Annotated in this window: 18 protein-coding genes; 5 read left to right on the top strand and 13 right to left on the bottom strand. The window is 65.2% G+C overall.

The genetic code is table 11. The features are described 5' to 3' along the window. The first annotated feature begins 1,043 nt into the window (after positions 1-1,043). On the top strand, positions 1,044-1,802 hold the full coding sequence (locus Q0D52_RS00170; RefSeq protein ID WP_294379307.1) for a hypothetical protein: 759 nt from the start codon (positions 1,044-1,046) through the stop codon (positions 1,800-1,802). Positions 1,803-3,513: 1,711 nt separating this feature from the next. Here the strand turns inward: Q0D52_RS00170 and Q0D52_RS00165 are convergent. Continuing rightward, entirely contained in the window at positions 3,514-4,752 is a 1,239-nt protein-coding gene (locus tag Q0D52_RS00165; RefSeq protein WP_294379304.1) for an MFS transporter, read from the bottom strand. Between the two features lie 190 nt (positions 4,753-4,942). Between Q0D52_RS00165 and Q0D52_RS00160 the strand changes: the two genes are divergently transcribed. The 3 genes from Q0D52_RS00160 to Q0D52_RS00150 all read left to right on the top strand — a co-directional run bounded on the left by Q0D52_RS00160 (position 4,943) and on the right by Q0D52_RS00150 (position 7,917). After that, the gene (locus Q0D52_RS00160) at positions 4,943-5,899 is read left to right on the top strand and encodes a zinc dependent phospholipase C family protein (protein ID WP_294379302.1); all 957 of its coding nucleotides are present in this window, start codon (positions 4,943-4,945) and stop codon (positions 5,897-5,899) included. A gap of 129 nt (positions 5,900-6,028) precedes the next feature. Beyond that, positions 6,029-6,970 carry a trimeric intracellular cation channel family protein gene (locus Q0D52_RS00155; RefSeq protein ID WP_294379300.1) on the top strand — a complete coding sequence of 314 codons (942 nt, stop codon included), beginning with the start codon at positions 6,029-6,031 and terminating at the stop codon, positions 6,968-6,970. A 317-nt stretch (positions 6,971-7,287) separates the two neighbouring features. Next, positions 7,288-7,917 (top strand): DUF47 family protein, encoded by a 630-nt coding sequence (locus Q0D52_RS00150; protein WP_294361273.1) that lies wholly within the window; start codon positions 7,288-7,290, stop codon positions 7,915-7,917. A gap of 87 nt (positions 7,918-8,004) precedes the next feature. Here the strand turns inward: Q0D52_RS00150 and Q0D52_RS00145 are convergent, their stop codons facing one another. The 3 genes from Q0D52_RS00145 to recJ all read right to left on the bottom strand — a co-directional run bounded on the left by Q0D52_RS00145 (position 8,005) and on the right by recJ (position 14,592). Then, positions 8,005-8,664: an MBL fold metallo-hydrolase gene (locus Q0D52_RS00145; protein WP_294379298.1), complete on the bottom strand. Its 660-nt coding sequence runs from the start codon at positions 8,662-8,664 to the stop codon at positions 8,005-8,007. A gap of 167 nt (positions 8,665-8,831) precedes the next feature. Then, a complete protein-coding gene (locus Q0D52_RS00140; protein ID WP_294379296.1) occupies positions 8,832-11,243 on the bottom strand; it encodes a bifunctional (p)ppGpp synthetase/guanosine-3',5'-bis(diphosphate) 3'-pyrophosphohydrolase in 2,412 nt (803 codons plus the stop codon). After that, a complete protein-coding gene (gene recJ / locus Q0D52_RS00135; protein WP_294379294.1) occupies positions 11,227-14,592 on the bottom strand; it encodes a single-stranded-DNA-specific exonuclease RecJ in 3,366 nt (1,121 codons plus the stop codon). Before recJ ends, Q0D52_RS00140 begins: the two co-directional genes overlap by 17 nt. Before the next feature lie 304 nt (positions 14,593-14,896). On the opposite strand from recJ, the gene Q0D52_RS00130 reads away from it, so the two are divergent. Continuing rightward, positions 14,897-16,099 carry a diphosphate--fructose-6-phosphate 1-phosphotransferase gene (locus tag Q0D52_RS00130; protein WP_294361265.1) on the top strand — a complete coding sequence of 401 codons (1,203 nt, stop codon included), beginning with the start codon at positions 14,897-14,899 and terminating at the stop codon, positions 16,097-16,099. 150 nt (positions 16,100-16,249) lie between these two features. On the opposite strand, the gene Q0D52_RS00125 is transcribed toward Q0D52_RS00130, so the two are convergent. The 9 genes from Q0D52_RS00125 to hypB all read right to left on the bottom strand — a co-directional run bounded on the left by Q0D52_RS00125 (position 16,250) and on the right by hypB (position 26,139). Next, a complete protein-coding gene (locus Q0D52_RS00125) occupies positions 16,250-16,852 on the bottom strand; it encodes an HD family phosphohydrolase (protein WP_294379291.1) in 603 nt (200 codons plus the stop codon). A 164-nt stretch (positions 16,853-17,016) separates the two neighbouring features. Next, positions 17,017-17,973, bottom strand: coding sequence for a putative manganese transporter (locus tag Q0D52_RS00120; protein WP_294379289.1), 957 nt, complete (start codon positions 17,971-17,973; stop codon positions 17,017-17,019). A 301-nt stretch (positions 17,974-18,274) separates the two neighbouring features. After that, positions 18,275-19,909 (bottom strand): chaperonin GroEL, encoded by a 1,635-nt coding sequence (gene groL / locus Q0D52_RS00115; RefSeq protein WP_294379287.1) that lies wholly within the window; start codon positions 19,907-19,909, stop codon positions 18,275-18,277. A 90-nt stretch (positions 19,910-19,999) separates the two neighbouring features. After that, positions 20,000-20,287 carry a co-chaperone GroES gene (locus Q0D52_RS00110; protein ID WP_042432634.1) on the bottom strand — a complete coding sequence of 96 codons (288 nt, stop codon included), beginning with the start codon at positions 20,285-20,287 and terminating at the stop codon, positions 20,000-20,002. A 256-nt stretch (positions 20,288-20,543) separates the two neighbouring features. Next, positions 20,544-21,260, bottom strand: a complete 717-nt coding sequence (locus tag Q0D52_RS00105; RefSeq protein ID WP_294379285.1) for a response regulator transcription factor — start codon at positions 21,258-21,260, stop codon at positions 20,544-20,546. 3 nt (positions 21,261-21,263) lie between these two features. Then, positions 21,264-22,511: a histidine kinase gene (locus Q0D52_RS00100; RefSeq protein WP_294379282.1), complete on the bottom strand. Its 1,248-nt coding sequence runs from the start codon at positions 22,509-22,511 to the stop codon at positions 21,264-21,266. 91 nt (positions 22,512-22,602) lie between these two features. Then, complete coding sequence (locus Q0D52_RS00095) at positions 22,603-24,081, bottom strand: FAD-dependent oxidoreductase (RefSeq protein ID WP_294379280.1); 1,479 nt, start codon at positions 24,079-24,081, stop codon at positions 22,603-22,605. Between the two features lie 301 nt (positions 24,082-24,382). Continuing rightward, entirely contained in the window at positions 24,383-25,201 is an 819-nt protein-coding gene (nadE, locus tag Q0D52_RS00090; RefSeq protein ID WP_294379278.1) for an NAD(+) synthase, read from the bottom strand. Between the two features lie 296 nt (positions 25,202-25,497). Then, positions 25,498-26,139 (bottom strand): hydrogenase nickel incorporation protein HypB, encoded by a 642-nt coding sequence (hypB, locus tag Q0D52_RS00085; RefSeq protein ID WP_294379275.1) that lies wholly within the window; start codon positions 26,137-26,139, stop codon positions 25,498-25,500. Between the last annotated feature and the right edge of the window lie 30 nt (positions 26,140-26,169).

The raw sequence follows: 26,169 nt of genomic DNA, 5'->3' as shown, positions 1-26,169 counted from the left end.
GACGCAAGCGGCGGGAGGCCCAGGCGAAAGGGCGAGGTGCGAGGGGAAGGCTAGCGGGCGGCAGGCGCCCCAGCAGCAGAGCGAACCGCGAGGGAGACCGAGCAACGAACAGCCGGCGCACGCTCAGCGCAGGCCGCGAAACGTTTACAAGGAAGGTTTTTCGCGTTTCGCGGCTCGAATCGCTTGTTTTCCGAAAGTTAGCTTTGGGGCAGATCAGCAGATCCCAATCGGACTCAAAGCGATAACGCTCCCATCAGGCATTATCTTCTCGGCTCGCGGCAGCGCCCGAGAAAAGACGCTCGAAGCCCGCCAAAACCGCGGCAAAGATTCGGAAAACTCGCATTTTGAGACACAATCGGCCGATTTCCTTCCTCGAAGCCAGGGAGACCGCGCGATAAAACGCCTCCCCCTCCCCAAAGCCAGGGCCTCACATCGCAACGTCCCTCTTTCTCTAAGCCAGATGGCCGCACGCCAATGCGCTTTTCCCGGGAGAGCCCGGCATAATCCAGCCCGGGAAACGCCACCGCAATCTATCCCTGGAAGCACCCGCAACCGGTCCGCCTCTTCACCGCATCTTCGCAATCGGAGACGTCGGCGAGCACAATGGAAGGGTTTGCGCCATCTCGCGTTACGAATCGGTGCCAAGAACGGCCGCTGCGTCGACGCGGCCGCGCCCGAAGGATATGGTTCACGGACTTGAAAGACGGGAGAGAAAACTCGAAAGACGGGGACCCCAAAGAGCGGGAGCGGGAACCTGACGGACGGAAACTCCAAGGACGGGAACAGAGACCTGATGAATGGGGACGGAAAGGGGCGCAATGACGGCGAAGGGCACGGGTACTCATGGGCTCATAACGCTTCACGGATCGAGCGCACTGCAATACTGGGCTTTTGCGCGACGCTCGTGCGAAAACCGAGAGCAGCTCCTGGGAACGGCGAAGACCCGCTGGGCGGACACGAAGCTGGCGCTGGAATCGGCATCCGCCAAGCCTCCTACCCGGCTGCGCGATGCGCCGCCGAAATGCACGGCACCCCTGCACGTCATGATCACCGACAAGCACGCCCGCACGGAAAGCGCGTCAGTCGTCACCCACCTGCGAACCGCCGCGCTACCGCCGAGTTCGCTCGTGCGCATAGGGCCGGGGTACGCCGCAGCTTCGCCAGAGTTGGCATTTACCCAGGTGGCGAAGCAGCTTAGCCTCACGCAGCTGGTCATGCTCGGGTTCGAACTTTGCGGGACATATGCCTCCTTCAGCCAAGAGGAAACCTCCTATCACGCCATTTCCCTGACAAACGTCGCAAGGCTATTCGGCTTCGTTGAGAAGTCGGGCAACTTTCAGGGTAAACAAGCCGCGCGACGCGCGGTGCGGCACGTTATCGACGGGTCGGCGTCGCCTCGCGAGACGCAGTTGGCCATGATGCTCGTGCTTCCCTATCGCCTTGGCGGCTACGGGTTTCCCATGCCGAAGCTCAATTACGCCGTTCGCCCGCCGAAGCATCTCGGAGCAAGAAGGCGATACGTACTCGACCTGTATTGGCCGGAGCTGAAGCTCGACGTCGAGTACGATAGCGACGCATTCCACGCGTACGAGGAGAAAATGCTGCTCGATGGCCGTCGAAGGGCTGCGCTCGAGGCAATGGGAATCACATCCGTCAACGTCGCTTCGGGACAGGTGCGCAACAGCGGGGCGTTTAACGAGCTTGCGAAACAGCTAGCCGCTCTGGCGAACCACAGGCTGCGCTACAAAGACCCCGATTTCACGAAAGCACACCTTCGACTGCGCGATGAACTGGGGGTATGAGAGCGACGGAGAGCCAACGAGGAGAAAGCGAAGAAATCGCGCAGATGGTCCCATCTTCGCAAATGCGCACCTTCGGCTGCGCGATGAACCGGAGACGTGAAGGCGGCGGAAGGGCTTCCGAAGGAAATAGCCGAAGACAATGCACGGAGAATCCCAACTTCATGAAAGCGCGCTTTCGGCCAAACGGCGGCCCGGAGATATAAAAGCGATAGAAAAGAAAGCGATAGCGGGCTCGCCTCCCCTTCAGACAACAGCGAAGGTTAGTTGCGCCCCCTCGCAAGCAGTCAAAGAAGCGCTCTGCACGCCAAGACCGCCGGCCACGCTAAGCGCATCGAGGGCGCAGCAAATCGGAGCGTGCCTTCACCCCGGCCGGAACATCCGCCAACCCCGCTGACACGCTCGCCACATTCGAGAGGGGAGGAGTTTCGCAAGCATCAGAACAAGCGCGTAGAACGATAAACCTCTCGGGGTTTTCCCGTTTCGGTTGAGAAGACTCCGAGGGGTTTCTGTTATTCACGCCGACCGAAATATCCGCTGAGAAATACTGGATGCAAGGATATAGGCGGATGGCAATAGCGCGCAAATCTTTCCGTCCACCCCTATCCCCTTGCCAAGCACGATAAAGGCACGTAAAGGAGCAGGGCTTAAAGCCTCGCAAAAGACATCGCGCGCAAACGACGTCCGCCGACCAAGCGAGCACACGAACCGCTAAAGCCTCACGCAGAAGCACCGCTTACAGCGCGGCATCCGCTGGGTGAGCGAGCACGTTGGCCTGCGCGGCCTCACGCAAAGGCCCGCGGACTTTCGGTCGCAGTCGCGTCCGCTCCGGCCGCTTGTCGCTTGTCGCTTGTCGCTTGTCGCTTGTCGCTTGTCGCTTGGGAAAGTATTTCGCGTTTCGACCGGAAGACCGTGCTGGCAGTGGCGTTTTACGCAATAGCTCGCGAGCTTCGCGTCGAAACCGTAATCATGCTTGCCGCTTGGTAGAGTTTTCGCTGTTCAATTGGGAGACCTTGTCAACCGCAGAGATCTCGCGCAAAAGGTCTACGTCTTCGAGGCGGTCAAGACCGAGCTCGCGTTTTTCGTTTGGGAAGGTTTTTCGCGTTTCGTGTCACAGATTGCGAGTTTTCCGAATATGATGACGCGATTCGCCAAGGATTCCGAGCGCAAAAGCAAACGAAGACGTCACCGCCCCGCGTTTCCCCAGGTCACTCGTCTCCCGCCATCAGCGCGAAGCGAGTAAGCGGCGCCTAAGATTCGGAAAACTCGCAATCTCAGCCATATTTCCGCGAAACCCTTCCTAACGCGAAAGCCAACCCCGACATCCTCGGCAAAGCCGGCGACCGCATGTGCCAGCGGGACACGATGGCGGCAAACGCAAGCGACGACGCGCGTAGGCGCGAGACCGTGCGGGCAGTTGCGGGCAAGCCCGGGCGTTACGGGCGCGAACTGCGGGCAGCAAGAAGGGAACGACCGAGGAGCAGCAGACGAGCATGGCACAGTTGCGGCTGGAGACCGCGGACCACGAGCAGACGCGTGCGACGACAGACGCGGCCGACGAGCCCGAGCGGCGACGCGCTTGGGCGCGGTTGCGGGCCGCGGGTTGCGAACCGCAGACCGCGAGCGGCCTCGCACGCCCCGATTACGCCCCGCGAACCCGCAGGCTGCTTGCCCGCACCCCCGCAAGCAACATCGGCCCCCCGCTCACCGCTTGCTAGCGGGCACCCTCCTCGGGCATCTTCCAGAGCAGGGTGAAGCCTATGATGAACAGCACGGCCACGCTGAGGACGCCGTAGCTGCTTGAGCCCGTGAGCTGGGTGAACACGCTTACGAGGAGCGTGCCCATGATGGTGGCGTACTTGCCGAAGATATCGAAGAAGCCGTAGTACTCGTTGGCGTTCTCCTTCGGGATGAGCTTGCCGAACTCGCTGCGCGACAGCGCCTGGATGCCGCCCTGGAACAGGCCCACGCACACGGCCAGCACCCAGAACTCGGCGGCCGAGCGCAGGAAGAATGCAGCGAACAGCGTGATGCAGAAGTACGCGAACACCGCGATCAGCAGCATACGCTTGGTGCCGAAGCGCCCGGCCAGTCGCCCGTAGGCGATGGCCGACGGGAACGCCACGAACTGCGTCACCAAAAGCGCAAGCACCAGCTGCGTGGAGTCGATGCCCAGGTCGGTGCCGTAGCTGGTGGACATGGTGATGATGGTGTGCACGCCGTCGATGTAGAAGAAGAACGCCAGCATGTACATGAGCAGGCGCTTGTCGCGGGCGATCTTCTTGCACGTGCCCGCCAGGCCCTTGAGCGTATGGCGGAACAGATGCGCTTCGCGCGCCTTGAAGTGCGTCTGGTGCACGTCGCGCAGCACCGGCACGGAAAACGCCACCCACCACAGCGCGGTGATGACGAACGAGATGCGGATGCCGTCAAGCTGCCCGATGCCGAAGCTGCTGCCGAACAGCACGATGACCAGGCACGCGATGAACGGGATGCATGAGCCGATATAGCCCCACGCGTAGCCCTGCGACGAGACCTCGTCGTAGCGTTCCTGCTCGGTGGCGTCGACCAGAAACGCGTCGTAGAACACCAGCGACGCGTTGAGCATGACCGACGAGAACACGTATATCGCCAAGAACACCATGGCGTTGCCGGGCACGCCCATGACCGCGAGCGACAGCGCGCCCGTGCCGATGGTGCCCGCAAGGAACTTCTTCTTGTTGCCCTTCAGATCGGCCAGGCTGCCCAGAAACGGCATGAGCAGCGCAAGCGCCAGCGAGGCCACCGTGGTCGCATAACCCCAGGCCACCACCGCAGACGACCCGGGCTCGGCGATGGCCGAGAAATAAATGGGGATGAGCGTTGCCGCAAGCATGACGTACGCGGAGTTTCCCACGTCGTACAAAACCCAGCTGCGCTCGCGTTTCGACAGGCTGCGAAGGCCCAATCCCATGGCTGCTCCTTGCTATCGGCAAGGCCCGCGCCGACGGCGGAACCCGCCGACGCGCAGGCCCGTGCGGTTTCGATCACCGAATCGTGCATGTACGTTGAACGCCGCCGAGCGGCGCGCAATCCATTGTATATGATGGCTATAATCGTCCACGTAAAATGAATGTCAGCCACACGAGAAACGGGGACTCGGAATGCCAGCCATCATCACCCATGATTTCTTCGGACGCGACGTGTACGACGCGCTGTTCCAGACCATCGGCGGATCGCGCGACGAAGCCGACGCGTTCCTGCTGGGCAATCAAGGCCCCGACCCGCTGTTCTACGCGGTGGCCGACTTCCGCTCCACGGCATTCCACAAGCTGGGCAACACCATGCACAGCCGCAAGCCCGCCGAGCTGCTGGCGGCGCTGAAGGATTCCCTCGGCGTCCTGGAACCCGAGGAGAAGCCCCTCGGACGAGCCTACGCGCTGGGATTCCTCTGCCACTACGCGCTCGATTCCACCGTGCACCCGCTGGTGTACTGCCACGAGCACGCGCTGTGCGACGCAGGCGAGCCGGGCCTGACGCGCGATGACGGCAGCGAGGTGCACGGCGTCATCGAAAGCGAGCTGGACGAGATGGTGCTGTTCGCCAAGCGCGGCGACACCGTGGCCGTGTTCAACCCCTCGCGCGAGATCCTGCACGCCAGCGAGGCGGTGCTCGACGCCGTGTCGAAGATGTACGCCTACCTGGCCCTGAACGTGTACGGCGAAGCGGTCCCGCACAACCTGTTCCGCCTGTCGGTGCACGGGTTCCGCCGGGTGCAGCGCCTGTTCTGGTCGCCCACCGGCATCAAGCGCGACCTCATCGGCCGCGTCGAGCGCCTGGCGCGCCCGCATTCGTTCTACCAGTCCATGAGCCATCGCCCCGTGGCCGCCGCAGAAAGCGTGTTCGACAACCATGAGCACGCCGCCTGGACCAACCCCTTCACCGGCGATGTGCGCACCACCGGCTTCTGGGACCTCTACGATCAGGCTCAGTACAAGGCGAAGAACCTGATCGCCGCCTTCGACCAACCGGGCTTCACCGCCGAACGGACGCGCGAGCTGACCGGCGAGCTTGACTTCTCCGGCCGACCCACGCAGGCCCAGGTGCTGGCGGTGGAATAGCGCAGCCGCATGCCCTGCGCCGCAACCGCCCGCCCGTCCGCGGCGCAACCTGCACGCCCGCATGTTTGCCCGCATCGGGGCGGGCGGCAACCTCATCCTGTATAACGACTCCCATATGAAAGGGTATTCATGCTGGAAGTAGCCCTGGCTATCCCCTATTGGCTCGAGCTCGCCGCAACCATTTCGGGCGCCATCTTCGGAGCGCTCAGCGCGGTGCGGGCGAAATACGACATCTTCGGCGTCTGCTGCATCGCCATCGTGGTCGGCCTGGCCGGCGGCATCACGCGAGACATCCTATTGCAGGACTACGGCATCTATGCCTTTCAGAAGCCGAACCTGATTCTCGCCTGCATCGCCGCCGGCATCGTGGTGTTCTACTTCGGCAAGCTCATGACGTACTTCGACCCGCTCATGGACTTCCTAGACAACCTTTCGGTTGCGCTGTGGGCCATCATCGGCACGGGCAAGGCGCTCTCCGCCGGCCTTGACCTGGTGCCCGCCGTCATCCTGGGCACCGTCACCGCCAACGGCGGCGGCATCGTGCGCGACATCTGCATGAACCGGGAACCCGAGGCGTTCCAAGCGGGCACGGTGTACGTGAGCGCGGCGCTCATCGGCGCGCTGGCGTTCGCCGTCATGAAATCGAACCACCTGTTCGACCAGTATGCCGCCATCACGTGCGTCGCGCTGGTCATGGGCATCCGCTACGCATCGCTGGCGTTCGGCTGGCGGACCCGCCCGGCGCGCGACTACTCCGACGTGGTCACGCAAGCCGTCGCGCAGCCGGTCAAGCGCATGGCCAGCCGCGTGCGCGCCCGTCGCCGCCCCACCGGCTTCCAAGCGCAAACCACCGGCCTCACCGGCCCCATCCCCCCGGTTACCGCAAAAGGCGTCACCGGCAGCATGCCGCCCATCACCTCCCTGGGCACAACCGGCAGCATGGCGCCCATCACCGCCGACGGCTCGTCGTCGGATAGCGCCTTGGGCAATGGCGTGACCAGCACCGACGGCGAGAACCGCTGCTATCCGGAAAGCGACGACCAGCCGCCGCGTCCCGAGAGCGAGACGTAGGGGCCCCGCAAGCCCGGACGACGCCCAGCGCACGCCGCCCCAGCCGCCGGGGCTTCCGCCCGCCCGCTAGCGAAAGCGCACGGGCGGATAGGGCGGCGCCATCCACCCGTGCAGGCGGGAGCCCATCCACCCCGCCGCCAAATGGGGCATCCACCCCAGCTGTTGCGCAAACGGGGCATCCAATATAACGGGATGTTGACGGTTCGCGTCTTTCGCAACGCCGCCGTGGATTCCCCGTTTCACGCACGTTAACTTGCGTTACACTTTGGAATCGCACGTGCGAACGTGGTAGGTACTTGTTCTTAGAAGGAGACCCCATGGGCAGGAAGCACAAGTTCGACTATTTCGGCGCATTCGAGCAGCACTCGAAGCTCGCCGTCGCCGAGTCGGCGTTGCTGGTTGAAACCATCGAGCAGTTCACGGAAGCATCCGCGCTCGAGGAGAACACGCAGAAGGCGCATGAGATCGAGCACGAGGGCGACACGATCAACCACAAGATCTTCAAGACGGTCGCCACCGACTTCATCACCCCCATCGACCGCGAGGACATCATCGAGATGTGCCAGGCGCTCGATGACATCGTCGACGATATCGAAGACGTCATGCTTCGCTTCTACATGTACGACATCCACTTCATGCACGACCAGGCCCTTGAGTTCGCAAAGCTCATCCAGGGCAGCTGCGAGGCGCTCGACAACGCCATGTGCGACTTCCGCAACTTCAAGAAGTCGAAGAACTTCGTGCACCTCATCGTGAAGGTCCACGACCTCGAGGAGCAGGCCGACCAGCTCTACACCAAGGTCATCCGCGACCTGCACGTGAACGATTACGACAACCCCATGCGCGTGCAGGTGTGGACGAACCTGTTCGACAGCATGGAAGCCTGCTGCGACGCATGCGAGCTTGCCGCCGACGTCATGAGCACCATCATGCTGAAGAACGTGTAGCTCGCGCACGAACAACCTAGAAAACGCGAAAGGCCCGCTCACGCGGGCCTTTCTCATACGATACAAGGTTACCGACCAGGCTACGTCTTATGCGTAGAAGGCGAACACGCGGCGACGCTCGCCGCCGATGGTGGTCAGGTTGCCGTGACCGGGCAGGACCACCGTGTCGTCGGGCAGGACCGCCAGGCGCTTGAGCGACTTGCGCATGGCCGACATGCTGCCGCCGGTGAAGTCGGTGCGGCCGATGGAGCCGAAGAACAGCGTATCGCCGGCGATCAGCACCGGTTTGGCATCCAGGCGCTCGGTGAGCGAGGAGTCCAGGAACAGGCACATGCTGCCCTCGGTGTGGCCGGGGGTGCCGATGACCTTCCACGGCATGTTGCCGATCTTCACCACGTCGCCGTGGTTGACGCGCTGGTCGACCGGGCAGACGGGGAACTGGTGATCATCGCGCGGAACGGGCTTGTCGCCGCAGATCATATCGGCGTCGATGGCCGACGCGATGACGGTGGCGCCCGTGAGGCTGCGCAGCTCGGCGGCGGCCCCCACATGGTCGGAATGACGATGCGTCAGCACGATGGCGTCGAGCTTGCGCCCGCCTAAAGCCGCCACGATCTTCTTCGCATCGCTTGCGGGGTCCACCACGAAGGTGGCGGAGCCGTCCGACACGACGTAGACGTTGGTTTGATATCCGCCCAGAACCAGGAACGCCGCGTCAACGCACGTTCCCTTCACCTTATATGCCATGTTCAACCTCCTGAATCATCGTCTTCGTACGTCAGGGGCGGGCGCGCCGCCCCTCCTTTACCTTGCAACGGGAAGGAAACTTCACCGAAACGCCCCTTCCCCAACGAGCCGGCACGTGAAACCCGCCGCCCCGGAAACCCCCAAGGCGGCGATTCGCCGCGCCCTTGTTACAACTGCGCGGAATCCTTTCCTCCGCCCACCTTCGGCACCATGCGGCGTGCATCAAACACGCCCTCGAGCGCCTTGAGCTTGCTGAGGATGATATCGATGTGCGTGATATCGCTGACCTGGAACAGGAAGCGCATCTCGGCCATGCCGTCGCGGTGCGACACCGTGTTCGACGACAGCACGTTGGCGCCCATGCCCGACAGCACGAGCACGACATCGGAGAGCAGCTGCAGGCGATCGAGCGCCTCGATGTAGACCTCCACCTTAAACGACGTGTTCTTCGGCAGGTCGCTTTCCCAATGCACCTTCATGATGCGCTCGGGCTGGGCCATGAGCTCCTTGGCGTTCGGGCAGTCGCGGCGGTGCACCGACACGCCGCGGCCGCGCGTGACGAAGCCGATGATGTCATCGCCCGGCACGGGGTTGCAGCAGCGTGACAGGCGCACGAGCGCGCCTTCCACGCCCTCCACCACCACGCCGTTGGAGCTTTTCGTCTCGTGCTTCTTCGGCTTGTTCACCAGCGTGAGCATGGGCGGCAGCTTGCCGGTGGTCATGGCCGCCGTGCCCAGGTTCAGCGGGTCGGGCTGCTGATCGCCCTTGCGGCCCAGCTCGGCGAGCAGGCGGTTCGCCACGCTTTGCACGCTCTCCTTGCTGGTGCCGATGTTGACCAGCATGTCGTCGGCGTCCTTGTAGCCCAGATGCTCGGCGACGGTGCGCAGCGCGCGCTCGGAGCGGGTGTTGGAAATGCCCAGGCCGTGCTTGCGCATCTCGCGCGCCAGCTTGTCGCGGCCGCTGAGCAGGTCGTCTGCGCGGGTGACCTTGCTGAAGTACGCGCGGATCTTGTTGCGCGCGCTGGGCGTTTTCACAATGTTGAGCCAGTCGCGGCTGGGGCTTGCCGACTTCTGCGTGAGGATCTCCACGCGGTCGCCCAGCTGCAGCTCGTAGGCCAGCGGCACGATGGCGCCGTTGACCTTCGCGCCCACGCAATGGTTGCCCACCTCGGTGTGGATGGCGTAGGCGAAGTCCACGGGCGTGGAGCCGGCGCGCAGGCTCATGGCCTCGCCCTTCGGCGTGAACACGAACACCTCGGTAGGCGCCAGGTCCACCTTCAGGTCCTTCAGGAACTCGCGCGAATCGTGCGTCTCGTCCTGCCAGTCCACCATCTCGCGTAGCCAAGCCAGCTGCTTGTCCATAGAGTCGTTGCTGCCGCGGCCGCCCTTCTCCTTGTAGCGCCAGTGCGCCGCCACGCCGTACTCGCTTTGGCGGTGCATCTCCTCGGTGCGGATCTGCACCTCGAGCGGCCGGCCGGCAGGGCCGATGACGGTGGTATGCAGGCTTTGGTACATGTTGAACTTCGGCATGGCGATATAGTCTTTGAACCGCCCGGGCATGGGGTGCCACAGCGTGTGCACCGCGCCCAACGCCGAGTAGCAGTCCTTCACCGACTTGACGATGATGCGCACGGCGATCAGGTCGTAGATCTCGGAGAAGCCCTTGCCCTTCTTCGCCATCTTCTGATAGATGCTGTACAGGTGCTTGGGGCGGCCCATGATCTGCGCCTGGATGCTCACCTTGTCCATCTCGCCGCGCAGCACGGATATGACCTCGTCAAGATACTCCTCGCGCTCGGAGCGGCTTTCGGTGACCATGCGAGAGACCTGCTTGAACTTGTTGGGCTCGAGGTAGTAGAAGCTCAGGTCCTCAAGCTCCCATTTGATGGAGTTGATGCCCAGGCGGTGCGCGATGGGCGCGTAGATCTCAAGCGTCTCGCGCGACTTGAAGATGCGGCGATCCTCCTTGAGCGCCGCCAGGGTGCGCATGTTGTGCAGGCGGTCGGCCAGCTTGATGACGATGACGCGGATGTCCTTGCTCATGGCGACGAACATCTTGCGGATGGTTGCCGCCTGCTCGTCGGTGAGCGTTTCCACCTCGATGCGCGTGATCTTGGTGACGCCGTCGACGAGCTGCGCCACGTGCGGGCCGAACTCCTGCTCGACCAGCTGGCTGGTCACGTCGGTATCCTCCACCGTGTCGTGCAGAAGCGCCGCGCACAGCGTTTCCACGTCCATGCGCAGGTCGGCCAGGATGATGGCCACCTCCACCGGATGCGCAATGAACGGCTCGCCCGACTTGCGGCACGCGCCCTCGTGGGCCGCGGCGGCGAAGCGGAAGGCCTTCTCGAGCTTGGCCTCCTCCTCGTCGGTCAGGTAGCCGCGCGTCATGTCCTGCAGGTCGGCGAAGCGCTCATCAGGGGTTTTCTCGCCCTTGGGCAGCACCTTGGTGGCCTCGGTGGAAAACGCCTTCTCCGCCACGTGCGGGCGGCCCAGCAGGCTATCGTCGACGGTTTGCCGGACAACGTCGGGCTGCGCCCCCAGCAGGCCCTGATCCGATCGGCTATTCGACTTGTTCATTTCCAGCCTCCTTTGCAACGGCGGTGGTGGGCAGGATGGGATGGGAAACGCGCCTCTGCAGGTCGCAGGCGTTGCTGCGCATGACCCAATCGCGAAACGCGTGGAAGATCTCGCGCTCGTCCATCCCCTCGCGATAGCGCACGCTGTCGGTGAGCTGCACCTTGTCCTGCGTGTCCTTCACGTGGATGGAGCGGACCAACCCGTCGGGACCGAACATGGCGTGCGCCTCGATAAGCCCCAGCTCGCGGAACACCGCCACGGCGCACGTGACCGACGCCGTGTTCACCGGGAAGATGTCGGTGGACACGTTCTTGGCCAGCTCGGCATCGCTGGTGGTGAAGAACAGCGTATCGGAGGCGCGCTGCATATCGCGCAGCTTGCGATACACCTGCGCCAAGCTGTCATGGCACGGCGTCATATCCGCCAGGATGCGCTCGTTGAGGGCGCAGTCGTTGCGGCTGAACAGCAGGTGCACGCAGGCCGGCTTGCCGTCGCGTCCGGCACGGCCCGACATCTGGTTGAATTCTATTTCATTGAACGGCATGTGGTACAGCACCACATGGCGGATGTTCGGGATATCCACGCCCTCGCCGAACGCGCTGGTGGCGATGAGCACCAGGAGCGCATCGGTGCGGAACAGCTGCTCGATGCGCTTGCGCTCGCTGCGCGACAGGCCGGCGTTGTAGAAGCCGATGAGCGGCGCCACCTGCGGCGCGTGCTTGCGCAGCGCGCGGGCGACGGCCACGGACTGCTCGCGGGAGTTCACGAACACCACCGTCTTCTCGCCGGTTGCCACCAGGTTGGCCAGGTAGTTGTCGCGGCTAGGCACGTTGCGGCGGTCGTCCAGGCGCAGGTTCGGGCGATCGGAGGCGTCGAACACGCACGCGTCGATGGGCAGCTCGCGGCGCACCGCCTGGGCGCACTCGTCGTCGGCCGTGGCGGTGAGCGCGAGCACCGTGGGATTGCCCAACCTGCGCACCGCGGCGCCGATGGTGGCGTACGCCTCGCGCTGGCCGGCGCGAGCCAGGCCTACATGATGCGCCTCGTCGACCACCACGAACTTCACGCGGCCGGTGTAGGCGAACGAGTCGGCGTGCCAGGCCAAGAACTCGGGCGTGGTCAGTGCGATGTCCACGCTGCCGTCGGCTAGGCCCGCGAACGCCTGACGGCGCTCGTCGACCGTGGACTCACCGGTGAGCGTGACCACGGTGATGCCGAAGGGCGCCAGCGCCTCGCGCAGATGGAACGCCTGGTCGGCGATGAGGGCGCGCAGCGGGTACACGAACAGGCTGGCCTCGCGGGCAGCCAGCGCGCGCAGCGTGGCGTGCACCTGGAAGGTCAGCGACTTTCCGCGGCCCGTGACCATAACGCCGAGCACCGACTTGCCTTCGGCAAGGTTATCCAGGATGTCGCGCTGGGCCTGATGGAGCTGGCCGTCGCCGATGATGGCGCGCACGATATGCTCGCGCAGGCGCTGCGGGTCCTGCCGCGCCATGGCCTCCCAATGGGCGCGATTGACCTCCAGCTCGTTCTCATACTCCTCGATGGCCTCGGGATCGTGCGGCGCGTCGGCGCACAGCTCCTCGTCGCGCGTGGCGTACAAATCGCTCACGAAGCTGAGGTTCTCCGGGTTCAGGCACGCCTCCAAGGCGACGCACGTGCGCGCCGGCGACAGCGACTTGAGCATGGCCTTCACGCTGCGGCGGTTCTTCCATTCGTCGATCTGCACCTCGAACGCGGCGTTGACCACGCTGTCGGTCTTCATGAGCGCCTCGATGTCGTTGCAGTGGAACATGATGCCGGCCACCGTGGTGCGCCCGTTGGAAAGCGAGCACGAGAAGTGGTTGCGCTCGGCGCCCACCGCGCGACTGTGCAGCAGCGTGACGTCGCGCGCCAGGTACACGGGCACGGGATGCTCCTGGCCGAACGGGGCCAGCGCGTCGAGCTGCGCCACGTTGCGCAGCGTGAGCTCGTCGAGGTTCACGCAGGCGTCGATGGTGATGAGCGGATGGAACGCGCCCTCGGGCAGCGCGTCCATGTACTCGCACAGGCGACGCTCGAACTCGGGGAGCTTCTCGGTGGGAAGAGTCACGCCCACGGCGGCCTCGTGCCCGCCGAAGCGCAGCAGCAGGTCGGAGCAGCTTTCCACGGCCTTGAACAGGTTGACCTGGCCCACGCTGCGGCCGCTGCCGCGCGCCTCGTCGCCATCGATGGTGAACAGCAGGCAAGGCACGCCGTAGGTGTTCACCAGGCGGCTTGCCACGATGCCCTTCACGCCCTCGTGCCACCCTTCGCCGGCCACCACCAGGGCGCGCTGGCCCTTGTAGGTTTCGGCGGCCTGGGCCTTGGCGATCTCGGAGAGCTCCGCCTCGATGGCGCGGCGCTGGTCGTTGACGCCCTCGAGGCGCTGCGCCTGCTGGTTGGCCTGCTCGAAGTCGTCGGTGAGCAGAAGGTCGAGCGCCAGCTGCGCGTCGCCCATGCGGCCGGCGGCGTTCAGGCGCGGGATGATGGAGAAGCTGAGGTTGGTGGCGGTGACCTGCTTGCCGGAGGCGCCCGAGGTGTCGAGCAGCGCGGCGATGCACGGGCGCGGAGCCTGGTTGATGCGGCGCAAACCGTCGGCCACCAGGGCGCGGTTCTCGTCGCGCATGGGCATGAGGTCGGCGATGGTGCCGAGCGTGGCGAAGTCGGTGTACTGGCGCCACAGGTGCGGCTTGCCGAAGCGCCCGCCCAGCGCCTGCACCATCTTGAGCGCCACGCCCACGCCGGCCAGGATGGCGCTGGGGCAGGCGGGGTCGCGCTTCGGATCGGCCACGGGCACACCCTCGGGCACCAGGTCGGAAGGCTCGTGATGATCGGTGACGGCCACTTCGATGCCGCGCTCCTGCAGCAGGCGCACCTCGGCCTTGCAGGCGATGCCGCAGTCGACGGTCACCAGGAAGTCGGGCTTGACCTGCGACAGGCGCTCGATGGCCGCCGGAGTGATGGCATAGCCCTCCTCGAAGCGGCGCGGGATGAAGGGCGTGACGTGCGCGCCGAACTCGCGCAAACCGCGCGTCATGACGGTGGTGGCGGAGATGCCGTCCAGGTCGAAATCGCCGAACACGAGGATATGGTCGCCGCGGCGGATGGCGGCCTCCAGCGCATCGGCGGCCTCGGAAAGCCCGGGGATGATGTAGGGGTCGCGCCAATCGCGCTCCAGCGACGGCGTGAGGAAACGGTTCGCGGCTTCCGGGGTGTCGATGCCGCGCGAGACGAGCGTGGCCGCGATGAAGTGCGGCATGTGCAGCTCGCGCTGCAGGCATGCGACCGCCTCGGGCTCTGCCGCCTTGATGTTGAATCTGGCAGACATGGTGATTACCTACTTATTGCAGTGCTTTCCTATAGTTCCTCTCTATTGTCGCACAACTGCATGGCGCCGCCGCCGGGAAGTGCCGCGGTCGGCGGGCAACGTCGCAAGCGGTTCGGGCGACGTGCCAAGCCGCTCCGCAAAGAGACGCGACGCCGACGGGGGACCGCGCGACGCCGCCCCGTTCGCCCCTGCCGCACCTGCGCCGTTCGCAGCTTTTTTGCAGCCTTTCGCCCTTCGCCCGCAGCCTGGCGCGGGCGTGCGATAATGGGGCCTTCCTACCCTGAACAACGTGCAGGAGCATCGCATGGCCAATTGCCTTGTCGCCCAATCGGGCGGCCCCACCGCCGTCATCAACGCCAGCCTTGCCGGCGTCATCCGCGCAAACCAGCTCAACCCGCTTTACGACCGCGTCCTAGGAGGCCTTCACGGCATCGAGGGAACGCTGGCGGGCAACCTGTTCGATCTGACCGATTTAAGCGGTCGCGAGATCGAGGTGCTCAAGCAAACGCCCTCGTGCGCGCTGGGCACGTGCCGCTACAAGTTCTCCGATGAGGCCGATTTCCAACGCCTTATCGACGTCATGGACGAGAACGACATCTCCACCATGTTCTACATCGGCGGCAACGGCTCCATGTCCACGGTGGCCGCCATGACCGCCTGGGCCGCCGAGCGCAACCTAGACAAGCGCTTCATCGGCATCCCGAAGACCGTCGACAACGACCTGGGCCTTATGGACCACTGCCCCGGTTTCGCCAGCGCCGCGAAGGTGGCATGCGAGATCACGCACGCCACGCGCATGGACTACGACGCCTACACGCGCCCCGAGGTGTTCGTGCTGGAAACCATGGGCCGCGACGCGGGCTGGCTTGCGGCAAGCACGTGCCTGACCGGCGACGTCGACCTGCTCGTGCTGCCCGAGGTTGATTTCCGCCGCAGCATCTTCCTAGAGCAGGTGCGCGCGAAGATGGAGCAGCAGGGCAGCTGCTATGTGGTGGTGTCGGAAGGCGCGCGCTGGTACGACGGCACGTACCTGTCCGCCAACGGCAAGGCCGCCGACGGGCTGGGCCACGCCATGCTGGGCGGAGCCGCCGGACGGCTGAAGTCCATGATCGTGGAAGCCGGCATCGTACCGCGCTGTGTGGTGCAGGACCTGTCGCGCGTGGCGCGCTCGAGCAACTTCGCCATGAGCCTGGTGGATCTTGAGGAGTCCTACGACCTGGGCGTCTCCGCGCATATGCGCAGCGCGAAGCCCGAGTTCACCGGACAGGTGGTGGGCATCCGCCGCGGCCAGGGCGTCGACGGCGGCTACAACACCGAGTTCTTCGCCTGCCCCGCCTCCGACCTTGCCAACTTCGTGCGCCCCTTCCCCAGCGAGTGGATCTTGCCGAACTACCAGGGCGTCTCCGACGAGGCGCTGGACTACTTCCGCCCGCTCATCCAAGGCGAGCCGAAGCTGATCTGCGAAAACGGCATCCCCGTAACCATGCGCCCCTTCAACAGGCGCTAGCGGGTAAGACCCGCAGGCAGGAAAGCGAAGCGGCTGCCGCCGCAAAGACGATAAGCTCGCAGACGGCAGGTGCCGAACGCGAGAACGCCCGGCGACCCTCAACGGGGCACCGGGCGTTTCATTCTTTTGGGCGAATTAGGTGCCGGGGCGTTACTCGGCCGCAACGAACGTGTCGCGGTCGGGCGCGAACGACTGCATGGCGGCGATGGTGCGCTCGAACAGCTCGTCGAGCTCCCATCCCAGCATGTCGACGCCGCGGCGGATGACGTCGCGGTTCACGCCGGCGGCGAAGCGCTTGTCCTTGAACTTCTTCTTAAGCGACTTCACGTTGAAGTCCATGACGGACTTGCTCGGGCGCATGATGACCGCCGCGCCGATGAGCCCCGTCAGCTCCTCGGTGGCGAAGAGGACCTTCTCCATCTGCAGCTCGGGCGCGGGAAGGCTGGGGTTGAAGTCGCTGTTGTGCGTTTGAATGGCGCGGATGAGTTCGGGCGACCCGCCGGCTGCCGCGATGAGCTCCGCAGCATACACCGTGTGGTTCTCGGGATCGTCGTCATGCTCTTCCCAGTCAAGATCGTGCAGAAGGCCGACGATGCCCCAAAAACCCTCGTTCTCCGCATCGAACTCGCGCGCGAAATAGCGCATGGTCTGCTCGACCGTTTCGCCGTGCTCGATGTGGAAGGCGTCTTGGTTGTGGGCTTTGAGCAAGTCGAAAGCCGCTTCGCGGGTGATACCGGCATCAAGGGTTGCCATTGCATGCTCCTTTCATCGTTGGAGCCCATGCTATCACAGCGCCACAGCGCGCGGCCATGCGCACGAAACGACGGAAGGGCCGCACCCGTCCCCCCGCCTAGCGGGAACCGGATGCGGCCCTTCAGCGTATAGCCGCTTCGGCCCGCGACCGCGGCATCGGCGTCCTAGAACACGATGCCGAACACGGAGATGATAAGCCCCCAGAACACGCCCGTTGCCCACAGGCCCGCCAGCACGATGAGGTTCTGGCGAAGGCCGCGGTTCGTGCGGAACAGCACCAGCAGGCCCACGCCGGCCGACACCAGAAGGCCCGCCATCATGGCGCCCGCGCCGAGCGCGCCCTCGACGTAGAGCTGCGCGATCACCACGCTTGCCGCGCAGTTCGGGATAAGGCCCACCAGCGCGCTGCCCAGCACGGACAGCACCGGGTTGCTGCCCAGGAACGCGGCCAGCGCATCCTCGCCGACTAGCTCCAGCGCGCCGTCGAGCACGAGCGTGATGATGAAGATGAACACCGCGACCTGCACCGTATGCTTGAGCGCGCTGCGCAGGATGGAACCGCCCTCGTGGTGGTGCTCGTGCTCCTCATCGTGCTCGAAATCGTACGCCAGCTCCGGCTGCTGCTCGCAAGCCTCGCAGTCGCCGTTGCAATGGCAATGGTCGCGCTCGCACAGCTCGTGGATGCGCAGCTTCTCGCGGTCGCGACGCGCCAGGCGGACAGCCGCGTCGACCACGAATCCCATGACCATGCCGATCATCAGCTTCACGCCCATGATCTTCAGGATGGTCATCGGCGCCACCTGCTCGGCCAGGAAGATGGGCAGCATCTCGTCGGAGGTGGAAAGGAACACCGCGAACAGCGTGCCCAGCGTGACGACGCGACCCGCCCACAGCGTTGCCGCCGCCGCCGAGAAGCCGCATTGCGGCACGATGCCCACGAGCGCGCCGACCACCGGCCCCGCCGCGCCTGCGCGCCGCACGGCCTCCTCGGCCTTGTCGCCCGCCTTGTGCTCGAGCCATTCCATTGCCAGATAGGTGATGAACAGGAACGGAATAAGGTACAACGTGTCCTCGACGGAATGCTCGAGGACGTGTCCGATAAGATGCGTGATATCTTCCATGAACCTTGCCTTGCGATTGAAAAATGCCCTTGCCTGCGCATGCGCCGGATGCGCTCCATATGTCAGGTTCCCAGTTTACAGAACCCGTCAAGTAGAACGTGAAGAAACCGTGAACGACGGCTAACTTTCACGGCTCGACGTGCGCAGCGGCGGCTTCGTCCAGAATGCTCGCCATAGCCGCGCCGAAAGCCCCCACGATGCGCATATGGAAGCTACATCGGCCACCGCATCTTTCCCGCAAGACGCGGAAAGGGCCCGCCGAAGCGGGCCCTTGTTGCTGCAAGGTTTATGAACCTGTTGCTTACATCATGCCGCCCATACCGGCTGCACCTGCGGCAGCAGCAGCGGCCGCCGGATCGGGATCCTTCGGGATCTCGTTGATGGTGCACTCGGTGATGAGGATCAGGGCAGCCACGGAAGCAGCGGACTGCAGAGCCGTGCGGGTGACCTTGACGGGATCGTTGACGCCCATCTCGATCATCTTGCCGGTGGTGCCGTCGGCGAAGTTCACGCCCTCGCCCTTCTCCATGTGACGGACCTTGTCGACCATGACGGAGCCCTCGAAGCCAGCGTTCTGAGCGATGGCGCGCATGGGGGCCTCCATGGCCTTGCGGATGATCTCCACGCCGACCTTCTCGTCAGCGTCGGTGATCTCGAGCGTGTCCAGAGCCGGGATGGCGTTGATCAGAGCCACGCCGCCGCCTGCGACGATGCCCTCCTCGACAGCAGCGCGGGTAGCCTGCAGGGCGTCCTCGATACGGGACTTCTTCTCCTTGAGCTCGGCCTCGGTGGCAGCGCCCACCTTCAGCACGGCCACGCCGCCGGACAGCTTGGCCAGACGCTCCTGCAGCTTGTCACGGTCGAAGTCGGAGTCGACGCGCTCCAGCTCCTTCTTGATGTGGGTGATGCGGTCCTGGATGGCGGCCTTGTCGCCGGCGCCGTCCACGATCAGGGCGCGGTCCTTGGTGACCTTGACGGTCTTGGCGGTGCCGAGCATCTCGATCTTGGCGTCGGCCAGGGTCATGCCGAAGTCCTTGTCGATGACCTGCGCGCCGGTGACGGCGGCGATGTCCTCGAGGATGCGCTTGCGGCGGTCGCCGAAGCCGGGGGCCTTGATGGCCACGGCGGTGAAGGTGCCGCGCAGCTTGTTCAGCAGGATGGTGGCCAGAGCCTCGCCCTCAACGTCCTCGGCGACGATAAACAGCGGACGGCCGGTCTTCATGATCTGCTCCAGCAGCGGGACCATATCCTGGATGTTGGAGATCTTCTGATCGGTCAGCAGGATGTAGGGGTCGGAGAGGCTGGCTTCCATCTTCTCCATGTCGGTGGCCATGTAGGGGCTGATGTAGCCGCGCTCGTACTGCATGCCCTCGACGATGTCCATGTCCAGGCCGAAGGTCTGGGAATCCTCGACGGAGATGGCGCCGTCCTTGCCCACGGCGTCCATGGCCTCGGCGATCTTGGCGCCGATCACGGCGTCGCCGGCGGAGATGGTGCCGACGTTGGTGATCTGCTCGGTGGTGGAAACCGGGGTGGCGTCGGCCTTGATGGCCTCGACCACGGCGTCGGTTGCCTTCTGGATGCCGCGGCGGATGCCCAGGGCGTCGGCGCCGGCGGTGACGTTGCGCAGGCCCTCGGAGACGATCACGTCGGCCAGCAGGGTGGCGGTGGTGGTACCGTCGCCGGCGACGTCGTTGGTCTTCACAGCGGCCTCGCGGATGAGCTGGGCGCCCATGTTCTCGACCGGATCCTCCAGCTCGACTTCCTTGGCGACGGTGACGCCGTCGTTGGTGATCAGCGGAGCGCCGAAGGACTTCTCAAGGGCGACGTAGCGGCCCTTGGGGCCGAGCGTGACCTTGACGGCGTTTGCCAGCTTGTTGACGCCTGCGGCAAGAGCGCTGCGGGCATCAGCCTCGAACTTGATATCCTTAGCCATTCTAAAGCTTCCTTTCGAATGCGGCCTGCGCGCGGTTCCAAGATGCCGGGCGCAGGCCCATGCTTACTGACGAGGTGAAACGATCGAAACTTATTCGAAGACGCCGTACAGATCGTCGGCGCGCAGGATGAGCAGATCCTCGCCGTCGACCTTGATCTCCTGGCCGCCGAACTTGCCGTAGACGACCTTGTCGCCGACCTTCACGGGAACGGGAACCAGGTTGCCGTCCTTATCGGGCTTGCCAGCGCCGACTGCCAGAACGACGCCGCTCTGAGGCTTTTCCTTGGCCTCGGATGCGATGAACAGACCGGAAGCCGTGGTCTCCTCAGCTTCGTCGGCCTTCACGATAACGCGGTCGCCCAGGGGTTTCAGATTCATAACGCTGCCTTCCTTTCGCATCGATTACGCGAGATTGGTTTCGCATACCCGTTATTTAACCACTCTGTCTTTCTGAGTGCTAGCACTCTTTGGTAACGAGTGCTAAACACATTGCCTACTATAGCAGCCGACCGTCCGATTGCAAGTGGATTACGGTGATTTATGGTGCGCTTCGCAAACTTCTTGTGCAGCTGCATAAGGCAGAGGGGAGCGCCGGCGGCCGATAGCCGCCGGCGCTCCCCCTTTCGCCAGCTTTTTATGCCACGCCGGGCTTCACCAAACCGCTTTCGTAGGCGCGCACCACCAGCTGCGCGCGATCGTGCGCGTCGAGCTTAGCCATGATGCGCGCGAGGTGCGTTTTGACCGTTGCGGGGCTGATGAACAGGCGCTCGCCGATTTGGTCGTTGTTCAGGCCGCGCGCCACCAGCGTGAGGATCTCGCGCTCACGGTCGGTCAGCTGGTCGATGCCGCGCGCCGCGGCGCCTGCAGGCGTGCCCGGGCGCGCCGCCACGAACGTCTCGATGAGCCGGCGCGTGATGGACGGCTCGATGAGCGCCTCGCCCGCCGCAACTACGCGCACCGCCGACGCGATCTCGTCGGGCTCGGCGTCTTTGAGGAGGAAGCCGCCGGCACCTGCCGACAGCGCGTCGTAGACGTATTCGTCCAGGTCGAACGTGGTGAGGACGAGCACCTGCACGTCCGCGAGGGCGGCGTTGGAGCGGATGGCGCGCGTGGCGTCGATGCCGTTGACGCGCGGCATGCGGATATCCATGAGCACCACGTCGGGGCGCAGGCGCTCGGCAAGGTCGACCGCCTGCTCGCCATCGCGCGCCTCGCCCACCACCTCGATGCCGTCGTAGGACGACAAGATCATGCGGAAGCCGCTTCGCACCAGGTCCTGGTCGTCGGCCACCAGCACGCGCACGGGGCGCGGGGCGTCGGCCGCACCTTCGCCGTTGAGCATCTGTTCCATTCGCTATGCCTCCGTTCCGCGAAGCGGGATGCTTGCGCGCACGCAAAACCCGCCGTTTTCGTCACCGCCTGCCGAGAACGAGCCGCCGAGCACGTGGACGCGCTCGGCCATGCCCGCGACGCCGTGGCCCGCGCCGTCGGCTGCCCGCGGCAGCTGCTGCGCGGCCATATCGGCCGGCTGCGCCGCCACACCGCAGCCGACGCCGTCGTCGACCACCGACAGCGTTGCCGCTTCGCCCTCCACGGCGAACCGCAGCGACACGGTCCGCGCGCCCGCGTGCCGCACCGCGTTCGTGCACGCCTCGCGCGCCACGGTGAACAGCGCCATATCGATGTGCGCGGGCACGAGCGCGCGGTCGTACGCCGCCATGTCAAGCGTCACGTCCAGGCCGGCCCCGCGCAGGTACGACTCCAGCTCGCCCACCTGGTTCGTTCCGGCGGCGGGCATGGTCTCGGCCGCGTCGTCGCCATGGCGCAGCACGCCGATCATCGAGCGGATGTCGTCGAGCGCGCCCTTCGCCGTGGCACGGGCGGTGGACACCGCCTCCTTCGCCATTTGAGGGTCGCGCTCCACCAGCCGCTCGGCCGCGGCCAGCTGGATGCTCACCGCAGAAAGCGAGTGCGCCGTGATGTCGTGCACTTCGCGGGCGATGCGCACGCGCTCCTCCTCCACGCGGCGGGCGGCCTCCTCCTCGCGCGTGCGCTCGGCCTCGACGGCGCGCTGCTCCACCTCGTGCACGTACGCGACGTGTGTGCGGTAGGCGTAACCGGCGAGCACCGCCGCCACCATGAGCGCGATGTTCTGGAAGCGGGTGAAAAACACCAGGCTAGCAGCCTGCATGGGGGCCCCGGCGAACAGCAACGACAGCACCGCCGCCGCGCCGCACGCCACACCGGGCACGGTGCCGCATTCGGCCGCCACGGTGTAGAGCGCCACCAGCGGCCCGACCACCGTCATGGAGAAGCCCGAGAACCTGACCTGCAGCCCCAGGAAGATGACCAGACACGCGGCGAACACGGGAAGCGGGAAACGGCGGCGAAACACGAGCGGCACCACCGTCATGCCCAGGCCCACGAACACCTGCAGGTCGGGCACCACGTTGACCATGCCGAGATATTGGCGCAGCGCCAGGTCGGGGATGATGATGGACGATGCCGTGAGCATGAGCTGCAGGCAGCCGACGGCGAACGCCGCCAGCGTCACCGCGGCGTCGATCGCCCAGTCACGCGTCGTCATGTCGCGATATGTCATAAGAAGGTTTTCCATGCCGTCCATGGTATCCCGAGCGCGCCCCACGCGCCATACGCCGCCCGGGGTAATCACGCGGATGCGGACGGTAGGGTTACGCGGCGCCCAGGTCCTCGGTCACGGCTTTGCCGGTGAGCACGCCGAAGGCGCCGTTGGTGGTCAGGCTCTCGCCGCCGCCCTGCGCGGCCGCCCCGCAGCAGTACACGCCCGCGATGGCCTTGCCTGTGGCGTCCAGCAAACGCCCGCTGCCGTCAACCACCGCGCCGCCGCGCGTGCGGAAGCGCACGGGGAGCTGCTTGAGCGCGTAATACGGCGGTTTGAGGTTCTCCAGGAACTGCTTGCGCCCGAAATCGGAGTCCTTGCCCGCCTCCACCATGCTGGAGAAGCGGTCGATGGTCTTGCCGAGCACGTCCTCGGACACGCCCATGCCCGACGCCAGCTGCTCCACCGTATCGCACGGGCCCACCAGGCGCGATGCGTTCTTCGACGTCACCTGCGCCGCGCTGCGCGCCTGCCCGCTCTCCGAGATGCCGCTATCGAAGATGGTCCAGAAATAGCCACGTTCCTGGGTGAAGCACGTGGCGCACAGGCTGCGCATGTAATCCTCGTTGGCGAAGCGGTTGCCCTGCGCGTCCACCACGATAGTGGGCGCGAACATGCTCCATGCCGCTGCCGGCGGAAGATCGCTGGTCACGGAAGGGGTCACGCTCATGTCGCTGAGCTGCGCGCCGAGCGCCTGGCACAGCTTGTGGCCCTCCCCCATGGACGCGGCGGTGTAGCAGCCGATGCGCTCCCACGCCGACAGGTACTCGCGCACGAGCGACTGGTTGCTGGCGAACCCGCCCGTGGCAACCACCACGGCGCGCGCATGCACGTCGACCACACCGGATTGGTCCTTCTTGCTGGTGGAGAAGCGCACGCCGCACACCTTGCCCGCCTCGTCCAGGATGAACCCGGTGGCGCGGTAGCCGGTGGAGAACTGCACGCCCTTCGCCGCCAGCTTGTCGCGCAGCGGCATCATGATGCTCTCCGTGTCGCCGATGCCGTTTTTCGGGAGCACGCGGCGGCGGTTCGCCTCGTTGGCGGAATAGCTGGCAGGGTTGGCGAATTGCGCGCCATACGAGCTTTTCATGCGGTCGACCCACTCGGGTGCCGCGTAGAACAGGCGTTTCGCGAAATCAAGGTCGGTAACGCCGGCGGCCTTCAGCTGCTCCTTGCGCTCGGGCCACACGTCGTCGCAGGTCTCGGTGATGCCCGCGTCCTTCTGCAGCTGGCTGCCGCACACCTCCATGACGGCGTTCGACTCGTAGCTTTCGCCGCCCAGCACGTCAAGTTTCTCGGCCACCATGACCGTCAGCCCCGCCTCGGAGGGGTCCATGGCCGCCGAAAGGCCCGCCATGCCGCTGCCCAGGATGAGCACGTCCACCGACGTGGAGAACGACACCTGAGGCTGGCCGAGCACGCCGGTCCCCTCGGAGGAGGGGACCGCGGCGGAGCTGCACGACGACAGCAGGGGCACGGCGGCGAAGGCGGCGGAGGCACCGACCAGCTTGAAGAACTCGCGGCGTTTCATGTGTGGCATGCTCTTTCACTAGATGGCGAAGGGACGGCGCCCGCCGCCGTACAATCGGCCGTGGGCACCGTCCCCCATTTCGATATCGCAGCCATGGTAACGCACGCGCCACGCGCGCGGCCGGCCGTTCGGCACGCGTCACATCTTCTCGATATGCGGGGCGCCCGGCAACCGGAGGCACCCCGAGCGGGCGAGCGGAGCCGACGCGCCCGCGGTTTGCCAGCGGGAGCGGATCCGCCGCGCCGCCTTTCCACGCCGCTCCGTTTCCCCACCGCCCGGCGGGGCGTCGGCAGCCGCTTCCCTATTCGTAGAACTTGGTGTCGGGATACGGCGGCTCGAGGGCGCGTTTGAAGGCCTGCGAGCGCACCTTCGCCAACACGCGCTCGACGTCGGCGCGGTTGAAGCCGGCCTCCACCAGGCCGTCCTCGCTGACGCCGTGCTCGAAATGCGCGATGAGCATGCGGTCGAGCGTGGGGTAATCGATGCCCATGGACTTCTCGTCCTCCTGGCCGGGCGCCAGCTCGGCGCTCGGCGGCTTGACCAGCACGTGCTCGGGGATGGGCGGCACCTGGCCGTCGCGCTCGGCGCGCTCGTTGCGCCAGCGCGCGATGGCGTACACATCGGTCTTGTACAAGCCGCCGATGGGCGCGAACGCGCCGGCCGTGTCGCCGTAGAGCGTGGAGTAGCCCATCATGGACTCGCTGCGGTTGCCCGTGTTCACGAGCATCCAGCCGTTGGCGTTGGAAAGCGCCATGAGCACCACGGTGCGGCAGCGCGCTTGCGTGTTCTCCGATGCCGTGCCCGAAAGCTTGCCGCAGCCCGAGCGGCGCAGCACCGCCTCGAACGCCTCGAACGGCTCGCAGATGGACACGATGTGCGTCTCGATGCCCAGGTTATCCGCCAGCTCGCGCGCATCGTCCAGGGAATGCTCCGTGGAATAAGGGCCGGGAAGCATGATGCCGTGCACGTGATCGGGGCCGAACACGTCGGCGCACATGACGGCGATGACGCTCGAATCTATGCCGCCGGAAAGTCCCACCACCATATCGGTGAAGCCGGCGCCCTCCGCATAGGCGCGCAGCGCGTCCGCGCACGCCTTGTACATATCGTTCGCTCGCATAAAGCTGTCCTTTCAGCACAAGCGGGATTCCTTCGGATACGAGTATGCCCAAGCAGTGTTTCCAGGTGATTGCCAGCACGCAACAGCTTGGCAACCGGTCGAATAGCGCGACCAGCGAACGCGGGAAGGCGGGCGGACGGCGTAGAGCTTGCCCTTGCCGCCGTCCGCGTACGCCGGCACTTGGTCTTGTCACCCCTCTAATGAAACGGCGAGCCTACGTTGGGAACCCCCGAAAACGCAAGCAGGCGGCATGTCCTGCGACATGCCGCCTGCTTGGATAGGATATGTTCGCCGTGCTACTGGATGGCGCGGATCTGCTCGGCCAGCCAGGTGGCCCATTCCTCAACGCCCTCGCCCGTGGTTGCGGCGATGGGGAAGATAGGAGCCTGCGGGTTAAGCTGGCGCACGCTGGAATCGAACGCCTCGCGATCGAAGTTGAACACGGGCATGGTGTCCACCTTGTTCAGGATGACCACCTTCGCCGCCTGGAAGACACCGGGATACTTAAGCGGCTTGTCGTCGCCCTCGGGCACGGACAAAATCATGACCTTGGCGTTCTCGCCCAGATCGAAGTCGGTCGGGCACACCAGGTTGCCCACGTTCTCCACGATGATCAGGTCCAGGCGCTCCAGGTCGAGCACATCGATGGCGCGGCTGATCATGTTGGACTCCAGGTGGCACGCGCCGCCCGTGTTGATCTGCACGGCCGCGATACCCTGCGCCTTGATCTTCTCGGCATCCACGTTGCTGGCGATGTCGCCCTCGATGACGGCGATGTTGAACTCGTCGCGCAGCGCCTCGATGGTGGCCAGGATGGTGGATGTCTTGCCCGAGCCGGGGCTGGCAAGCAGGTCGAGCACGAACACGTGGTTGTCGGCGAAGCGCTTGCGCAGCTGCGCCGCCAGCTGATCGTTCTTGTCAAGGATAGGTTGCTTCATATCGATTTGCATGCTGATTCCTCCTATTGA

Origin of the sequence: uncultured Senegalimassilia sp., assembly GCF_934630535.1 — a bacterium.
Taxonomy (GTDB): domain Bacteria; phylum Actinomycetota; class Coriobacteriia; order Coriobacteriales; family Eggerthellaceae; genus Senegalimassilia.
Note: the sequence above shows the minus strand (reverse complement) of the source record. Positions and strands in the feature narration are given on the sequence as shown.